At 73.4% G+C, this 7,654-nt stretch carries 7 protein-coding genes; 4 read left to right on the top strand and 3 right to left on the bottom strand.

Going from position 1 to position 7,654, the window contains the following annotated elements:
* Positions 1-272: 272 nt before the first annotated feature.
* A complete protein-coding gene (locus ESG85_RS06310) occupies positions 273-1,166 on the bottom strand; it encodes a LysR family transcriptional regulator (RefSeq protein ID WP_128977037.1) in 894 nt (297 codons plus the stop codon).
* Between the two features lie 96 nt (positions 1,167-1,262).
* On the opposite strand from ESG85_RS06310, the gene ESG85_RS06305 reads away from it, so the two are divergent.
* From ESG85_RS06305 to ESG85_RS06290, 4 genes are all read left to right on the top strand, one after another.
* Positions 1,263-1,988: a succinate dehydrogenase gene (locus ESG85_RS06305; RefSeq protein WP_128977036.1), complete on the top strand. Its 726-nt coding sequence runs from the start codon at positions 1,263-1,265 to the stop codon at positions 1,986-1,988.
* 1 nt (position 1,989) lies between these two features.
* Positions 1,990-3,972, top strand: coding sequence for a fumarate reductase/succinate dehydrogenase flavoprotein subunit (locus tag ESG85_RS06300; RefSeq protein ID WP_128977035.1), 1,983 nt, complete (start codon positions 1,990-1,992; stop codon positions 3,970-3,972).
* Positions 3,969-4,718, top strand: coding sequence for a succinate dehydrogenase/fumarate reductase iron-sulfur subunit (locus ESG85_RS06295; protein ID WP_128977034.1), 750 nt, complete (start codon positions 3,969-3,971; stop codon positions 4,716-4,718). Before ESG85_RS06300 ends, ESG85_RS06295 begins: the two co-directional genes overlap by 4 nt.
* Before the next feature lie 178 nt (positions 4,719-4,896).
* Positions 4,897-5,730, top strand: a complete 834-nt coding sequence (locus ESG85_RS06290) for a class II glutamine amidotransferase (protein ID WP_128977033.1) — start codon at positions 4,897-4,899, stop codon at positions 5,728-5,730.
* A gap of 71 nt (positions 5,731-5,801) precedes the next feature.
* Here the strand turns inward: ESG85_RS06290 and ESG85_RS06285 are convergent, their stop codons facing one another.
* Positions 5,802-6,446, bottom strand: coding sequence for a response regulator transcription factor (locus ESG85_RS06285; RefSeq protein ID WP_128977032.1), 645 nt, complete (start codon positions 6,444-6,446; stop codon positions 5,802-5,804).
* Entirely contained in the window at positions 6,398-7,651 is a 1,254-nt protein-coding gene (locus tag ESG85_RS06280) for a sensor histidine kinase (RefSeq protein ID WP_246094834.1), read from the bottom strand. Before ESG85_RS06280 ends, ESG85_RS06285 begins: the two co-directional genes overlap by 49 nt.
* Between the last annotated feature and the right edge of the window lie 3 nt (positions 7,652-7,654).

Genomic DNA, 7,654 nt, shown 5'->3' with positions numbered 1-7,654 from the left:
CCGGTAGTGGCGCGGGGCCTGCGCGGTGGGGTGGGACGCCCGTGCCGGTCGGCAGGGTGGGGGCCGGACGGCGGGACGCCCGTACCGGTCGGTAGTGGCGCGGGCCCCGCACGGCGGTGTGCGACGCCCGTGCCGCCCAGCGGGGTGGGGGCCGGACGGCGGGACGCCCGAACCGGTCGGTAGTGGCACGGGCCCCACACGGCGGGGCGGGACGCCCGGGCCGGCCGGCAGGGGGCGGGTGGCGATGGGGGGCGGAGCTTGCGCGGGTGGGGTTACGGGGTGGCGCCCCGCCGGGACGCCATCAGGAGTTTCTGGAGTTCCCGGGCCGCCCGCGGCGGGGCCACGTCGCTGCGGTGGGCCAGGGCGATCGTGCGGCGCAGGCCCGGGCGGGCCAGGGCCGTGACGCGCAGGTCGCGGCCCGCCCGGGCGGCCACCATCGCCGGGACCACGGCGAGGCCGAGACCGGCCCGTACGAAACCGAGTACGGCGTCCAGCTCGCCGCCCTCCACCGTGAACGAGGGCTCGAAGCCCTCGGCCCGGCAGGCCGCCACGGTCAGCTCCCGCAGGTCGTACCCGTGCCGGAACATCACCAGCGGCTGGTCGCGCAGGTCCGCGATGCGCACCGGCCGGCGCGGCGCCGGCGCCGAGGGCGAGGAGACCACCACCAGGTCCTCGGTCAGCAGCTCCACCGTCGTCAGGGCCGGGGACGAGGTGGGGAGGGGCAGGACGACCAGCGCCAGGTCCAGCGCGCCGCGCGCCAGCTCTCGTACCAGGTCGTGCGAGCCGCCCTCCTCGATGAGGAGGCTGATCCCCGGGTGCAGGTCGTGGAAGGCGCGCAGCACGTCGGGCAGCAGGCCGGTGCACAGGCTGGGCGTCGCCCCGAGCCGTACCCGGCCCCGCCGGAGCTGCACCAGCTCCTGCACCTCGTGCCGGGCCGTGTCGGTGTCGGCGAGGATCCGGCGGGCCAGCGGCAGCAGCGCCTCGCCCGCGTCGGTCAGCGCGATGTTTCCCCGGGCCCGGCTGAACAGCTCCGCGCCCAGCTCCTGCTCCAGCGCCTTGATCTGCTGGGAGAGCGAGGGCTGCGAGACGTGGACGCGCTCGGCGGCCCGGGTGAAGTGCCGGGTCTCGGCGACGGCGACGAAGTAGAGGAGCTGCTGGAACTGCATACAGCCCAGCTTACCCGGCATCATAGGATGCACCTATCGAGATCAGCCGGACCATGTCTTGGACCACTCGGGTCCTCCGCCCCTACCGTCGCTCCCATGGCTCTGGCAACCAAGTCCGGACGGAACACCGCCCGGCCCCCCGCCGCCGCGCCCACCCGCGGCTTCTGGGCGTCGACCATCGGCAAGAAGACCGTGATGGCCGCGAGCGGACTGATCATGCTCGCCTACCTCGTCGCCCACGTCACGGGCAACCTGAAGGTGTTCTTCGGTCCCGAGGAGTTCAACGGCTACGGCCACTGGCTGCGCGTCATGGGCGCCCCGGTGCTGCACCACCAGTGGGGACTGTGGATCGCCCGCATCGTGCTGCTCACCGCCGTCGTCGCGCACGCCGTCTCCGCGTACCAGCTCAGCCGGCGTGACATCAAGGCCCGTCCGACCGCGTACGTCCACCGCCGCAAGGGCGCCTCCTACGCCACCCGCACCATGCGCTGGGGCGGTGTCGTCCTCGGCCTGTTCATCGTCTGGCACGTCCTCGACCTGACCACCGGCACCGTCCACGCCGGCGGCTTCGAGGAGGGCCGGCCCTACCAGAACGTCATCGACACCTTCTCCACCTGGTACGGCAACGTCATCTACATCGTCGCCATGCTCGCCGTCGGCCTCCACGTCCGGCACGGGTTCTGGAGCGCCGCCCAGACCCTCGGCATCGGCAACGCCCGGCGCGAACGTGCCCTCACGTTCCTGGCCAACGCCCTCGCGCTCGTCCTGACCGCGGGCTTCATCGCCGTACCCGTCGGCGTCATGACCGGAGTGGTGAGCTGACATGACCTTCACCGACTACACCGTCGGCGAGCCGATCGCCGACACCAAGGCCCCCGCGGGACCCATCGCCGAACGCTGGGACACCCGCCGCTTCCAGGCGAAGCTGGTCAACCCCGCCAACCGCCGCGGCCACCGGATCATCGTCGTCGGCACCGGCCTCGCCGGCGGCTCCGCCGGCGCCACCCTCGCCGAACAGGGCTACCAGGTCGTCCAGTTCTGCTACCAGGACTCCCCGCGACGCGCCCACTCCATCGCCGCCCAGGGCGGCATCAACGCCGCGAAGAACTACCGCAACGACGGCGACTCCGTCCACCGGCTCTTCTACGACACCGTCAAGGGCGGCGACTTCCGCGCCCGCGAGTCCAACGTCCACCGGCTCGCCCAGATCTCCGTCGAGATCATCGACCAGTGCGTCGCCCAGGGCGTCCCCTTCGCCCGCGAGTACGGCGGCCTCCTCGACACCCGCTCCTTCGGCGGCGTCCAGGTCTCCCGCACCTTCTACGCCCGCGGCCAGACCGGCCAGCAGCTCCTCCTCGGCGCCTACCAGGCCCTCAGCCGGCAGATCGCCGCCGGGAACGTCGAGATGCACCCGCGCACCGAGATGCTCGACCTGATCGTCGTCGACGGCCGGGCCCGCGGCATCGTCGCCCGCGACCTCGTCACCGGACGGATCTCCACCCACTACGCCGACGCCGTCGTCCTCGCCACCGGCGGCTACGGCAACGTCTTCTACCTGTCCACCAACGCCATGAACTCCAACGCCACCGCCGTGTGGCGGGCCCACCGGCGCGGCGCCTGGTTCGCCAACCCCTGCTTCACCCAGATCCACCCCACCTGCATCCCCCGCACCGGCGACCACCAGTCCAAGCTCACCCTGATGAGCGAGTCGCTGCGCAACGACGGCCGCATCTGGGTGCCCAAGGCCAAGGGCGACACCCGGCCCGCCGACGAGATCCCCGAGGACGAGCGCGACTACTACCTGGAGCGCATCTACCCCTCCTTCGGCAACCTCGTCCCCCGCGACATCGCCTCCCGGGCCGCCAAGAACGTCTGCGACGAGGGCAGGGGCGTGGGCCCCGGCGGCCAGGGCGTCTACCTGGACTTCGCCGACGCCATCCGGCGCATGGGCCGCGCCAAGGTCGAGGAGAAGTACGGCAACCTCTTCGACATGTACGAGCGGATCACCGCCGAGAACCCGTACGAGGTCCCGATGCGGATCTACCCCGCCGTGCACTACACGATGGGCGGACTGTGGGTCGACTACGACCTCCAGACCACCGTCCCCGGGCTCTTCGCCATCGGCGAGGCGAACTTCTCCGACCACGGCGCCAACCGGCTCGGCGCCTCCGCCCTCATGCAGGGCCTCGCCGACGGCTACTTCGTCCTTCCCGCCACCATCAACGACTACCTGGCCCGCCACCCGCACAGCGACCCCGTCACCGACGACCACCCCGCCGTACGGGAGGTCCTCGCCGAGACCGAGGACCGCCTCCACCTCCTCCTCGCCGTCGACGGCGACCGCACGCCCGACTCCTTCCACCGCGAACTGGGCGAGGTCATGTGGGAGTTCTGCGGAATGGCCCGCACCGAGGCCGGACTGCGCAAGGCCCTGCGCCGCATCCCCGAGATCCGCGAGGAGTTCTGGCGCCGCATCAAGGTCCCCGGCACCGGCGAGGAGTTCAACCAGTCCCTGGAGAAGGCCAACCGGATCGTCGACTACCTCGAGCTCGCCGAGCTCATGTGCCTCGACGCCCTCCACCGCGAGGAGTCCTGCGGCGGCCACTTCCGCGAGGAGTCCCAGACGCCGGACGGCGAAGCCGCCCGCCGCGACGAGGAGTTCTCGTACGCCGCCGCCTGGGAGTTCCCGGGGTCCGGGGGTCGTCCCCCGGGCGAGCACGGCACCCCGGACGGTGCCGCCCCCGTCCTCCACAGGGAAGCCCTGACCTTCGAGTACGTCCACCCCACCCAGCGGAGCTACGCATGAGGCTCAACCTGCGCGTCTGGCGCCAGAAGAACGGCGACGCCGAAGGCGCCATGGCCACCTACCGGGTCGACGGCATCTCGCCCGACATGTCCTTCCTGGAGATGCTGGACACCCTCAACGAGGAACTCATCCTGCGCGGCGAGGACCCCGTCGCCTTCGACCACGACTGCCGCGAGGGCATCTGCGGCGCGTGCAGCCTGGTCATCAACGGCGACGCCCACGGCCCCGAACGCACCACCAGCTGCCAGCTCCACATGCGGTCCTTCCGCGACGGCGACACCATCGACGTCGAACCCTGGCGGGCCGCCGCCTTCCCTGTCGTCAAGGACCTCGTCGTCGACCGCTCGGCCTTCGACCGGATCATCCAGGCCGGCGGCTACGTGAGCGTCCCCACCGGCTCCGCGCCCGAGGCCCACGCCACCCCGGTCCCCAAGGCCGACGCCGACCACGCCTTCGAGCACGCCGAGTGCATCGGCTGCGGCGCCTGCGTCGCCGCCTGCCCCAACGGCTCGGCGATGCTCTTCACCAGCGCCAAGGTCAACCACCTCGGCGTCCTGCCCCAGGGCGCCCCGGAACGCGAGAGCCGCGTCCTCGACATGGTCGCCCAGATGGACGCCGAGGGCTTCGGCGGCTGCACCCTCACCGGAGAGTGCGCCACCGCCTGCCCCAAGGGCATCCCGCTGCCGTCGATCGCGGCCATGAACAAGGAGTGGCTGCGCGCCAGGAGGAAGGCCGGCCGTTCCTAGGGGGTGAAGCGCGACCCGCCGGCGTCAGTCCGCCGGCGGGCGGCGCGGCGGCACCGGCTCGCACGGCGCCGGCGGCGAACGGGCCTCGCATTGCGCCTGGCGGGGAACGGGCCTCGCATGGCGACCGGCGGCGAACGGGCCGAGAATGAGAGGTCCGGACGGGGTCAGGTGATGACGCATGTGCCGATGGCTCGCCTACTGGGGCACGCCCGTGCTCCTCGACACCATCCTCTACAAACCCGAACACTCCCTGATCGACCAGAGTCTGCACTCCAAACTCGGGGTGGAGACCACCAACGGCGACGGCTTCGGCATCGGCTGGTACTCGCCCGGGAACACGACCCCCGCGCTGCTGCGCGACGTCGGCCCGGCCTGGAACAACCGCAATCTGCGGGAGCTCGCGGACCACGTGCGCTCCCCGCTGTTCTTCGCCCACATCCGCGCGTCGACCGGGACGGCCGTGCAGCAGTCGAACTGCCACCCGTTCCGGCACGGCCGCTGGATGTTCATGCACAACGGCGCCATCGACGGGTTCCCCCTCATCCGCCGCGAACTCACCCTGCTCGTCGACCCCTCGCTGTTCCCCGAGCTCGAGGGCACGACGGACTCCGAGGTGATGTTCCATCTCGCCCTCACCTACGGTCTCGACCGGGACCCGCCGGCCGCCGTCGCCGAGATGGCGGCCGTCGTGGAACGCGTCGGCCGCGCCCACGGCATCGAACACCCCCTCCAGATGACGCTCGCCGTGACCGACGGCGAACGCGTCTGGACCTTCCGCTACTCCAGCGCCCACGCCTCCCGCTCGCTCTTCTACAGCAACCGCGTCGACGCCTTGCGCAGGCTCCACCCCGACATCGCCTTCCTGCGGGAACTGTCCGAGGAGAGCCGCCTCGTCGTCTCCGAGCCCCTCGGCGACCTGCCCGGCGCCTGGAGCGAGGTCCCGGAGAGCAGCTACGGCGTGATCCAGCCCGGCCTCGACGAGATGCACCGCTTCGCCCCGGCGGCCGCCTGACGACCCCCGCGCGCGCCGCCTGACGAGCCCCGCGCGCGCCGCCGACGACGCGCCGCCGCCGGCGGGGCCGCTCACCGTCGCAGATACGCCAGCACCGCGAGGACCCGGCGGTTGTCGTCCGGGGACGGCTCGATCCGCAGCTTCGCGAAGATGCTCGCCGTGTGCTTCGCCACCGCGCTCTCGCTCACGTGGAGCGTGGCGGCGACGGCCGCGTTCGACCGGCCCTCGGCCATCAGCCGCAGCACCTCGTGCTCGCGCGGGGTGAGCGGCGCCGTGTTGCCCCGCGCGTCGCTGCGGGCGAGCAGCCGGGCCACGACCTGCGGGTCGAGCACCGTACCGCCCGCGGCCACCGTGCGCACCGCGTCGACGAACTGCGCCGTGTGCGTCACCCGGTCCTTCAGCAGGTAGCCGACGGCGCCCTCCCCGCCGGCGAGCAGCTCCTGGGCGTACAGCTGCTCCACGTACTGCGAGAGGACGAGCACCGGCAGGCCCGGTCGCTCCCGGCGGGCCCCGAGGGCCGCCCGCAGGCCCTCGTCGGTGAAGTCCGGCGGCAGCCGGATGTCGACCACCGCGACGTCCGGGCGCTCCTCGCGCAGCGCGCGCACCAGCGCCGGACCGTTGTCGACGGCGGCGACCACCTCGAAGCCGTGCTCCTCCAGAGTGCGGGTCAGCCCGTCCCGGAGGAGGAAGAGGTCTTCGGCGAGGACGACGCGCACGGTATCTCCAGGGTCGCGAGGGTGGGTCCGCCCGGCGGGCTGTCCAGGGCGAGGCTTCCGTCGAAGGTGCGCAGCCGGCGCCGCACGCCGTGCAGCCCGCCGCCGTCCGCGGCGGGTGCCGCACCGCCGCGGCCGTCGTCGGCGACGGTCACCCGCAGCACGCCGTCCGCGTGGCCGAGCGCGACGCGGACCCCGGTGGCGCCGGAGTGCTTGGCCGCGTTCGCCAGCAGCTCGGCCACCGCGAAGTACGCGGCGGACTCGACGGCCATCGGCAGCCGGCCGGGCGGCAGCGCGACATCCACGCGGACGTCGAGGAAACTGTCCAGCGCCAGCGAGCGCACCGCGTCACCGAGCCCGCGGTCGGCGAGCACCGGCGGCAGGATGCCGTGCACCAGCTCCCGCAGCTCCTGCAGCGCCCGCTCCGAGGCCGCCCGCGCCTCGCCGAGCAGCGCGCGCGCCGCGTCCGGATCGGCGTCGAGCCGCCGGCCGGCCTCCTCCAGGCTCATGCCGAGCGCCACCAGACGCGCCTGCGCCCCGTCGTGCAGGTCCCGCTCGATGCGCCGCAGCTCGGCCGCCTGGAAGTCGTGCGCGTCGGCCCGGCTGTCGGTCAGCTGGTCGATCCTGCGGGCCAGGGCGGTCGTGTACGGCACCGAGAGCGCCGCCCGGCTCCAGCGGGCGTGCCGGCCGAGCGCCCACGGTGCCACGGCCGGCGCCGCGGCGACGAGACCGAGGCCGAGGAGCAGCACGGCCGGCACGCTGCCGGCGGAGCCGCCCGGCACGAAGGCGTACCAGTCGCCGTCCCCCCGCTCCAGCCGCACGAACGGCTCGACGAGGACGCCGGACAGGCCGTACCAGAACGGCGCCAGGGGCACCGCCACGATCAGCCCGCCCGTCACCGGCTCCAGCCACGCCCAGCGCAGGTCGCGCCAGAAGCCCGCGTCGCCGAGCACCGCCCGCGCCGTCCGGGGCAGCGGGCCGGGCGGGTCGGCCTCCCGGCCCGACCAGGCGGCGGTACGCGCCCGCGCCCGGTCGGTGTGCCGGCGCAGCGCGGCCGCGGCGGGCGGCAGGAGCGGGAAGCCGAGACCCACGGGGAGCAGGAGCAGCGCGGCGACGACGAGTCCGCCGTAGCAGGGCAGCAGCAGGGCGCTCAGCGAGAGGAGCTGGCACCGGCCGAGGGCGCGCCACGCCTCCCGTACTCCACTCACCGG

It is taken from the genome of Streptomyces roseicoloratus, assembly GCF_004117935.1.
Classification (GTDB): Bacteria; Actinomycetota; Actinomycetes; order Streptomycetales; family Streptomycetaceae; genus Streptomyces; species Streptomyces roseicoloratus.
This window is presented reverse-complemented; position numbering and strand designations above follow the sequence as displayed.

What these genes read in the sequence shown, in the direction of transcription:
- ESG85_RS06295 (WP_128977034.1), top strand. Translation starts at nt 3,969, where the DNA reads ATGAGGCTCAACCTGCGCGTCTGGCGCCAGAAGAACGGCGACGCCGAA.
- ESG85_RS06300 (WP_128977035.1), top strand. Translation starts at nt 1,990, where the DNA reads ATGACCTTCACCGACTACACCGTCGGCGAGCCGATCGCCGACACCAAG.
- ESG85_RS06290 (WP_128977033.1), top strand. Translation starts at nt 4,897, where the DNA reads ATGTGCCGATGGCTCGCCTACTGGGGCACGCCCGTGCTCCTCGACACC.
- ESG85_RS06310 (WP_128977037.1), bottom strand. Translation starts at nt 1,166, where the DNA reads ATGCAGTTCCAGCAGCTCCTCTACTTCGTCGCCGTCGCCGAGACCCGG.
- ESG85_RS06305 (WP_128977036.1), top strand. Translation starts at nt 1,263, where the DNA reads ATGGCTCTGGCAACCAAGTCCGGACGGAACACCGCCCGGCCCCCCGCC.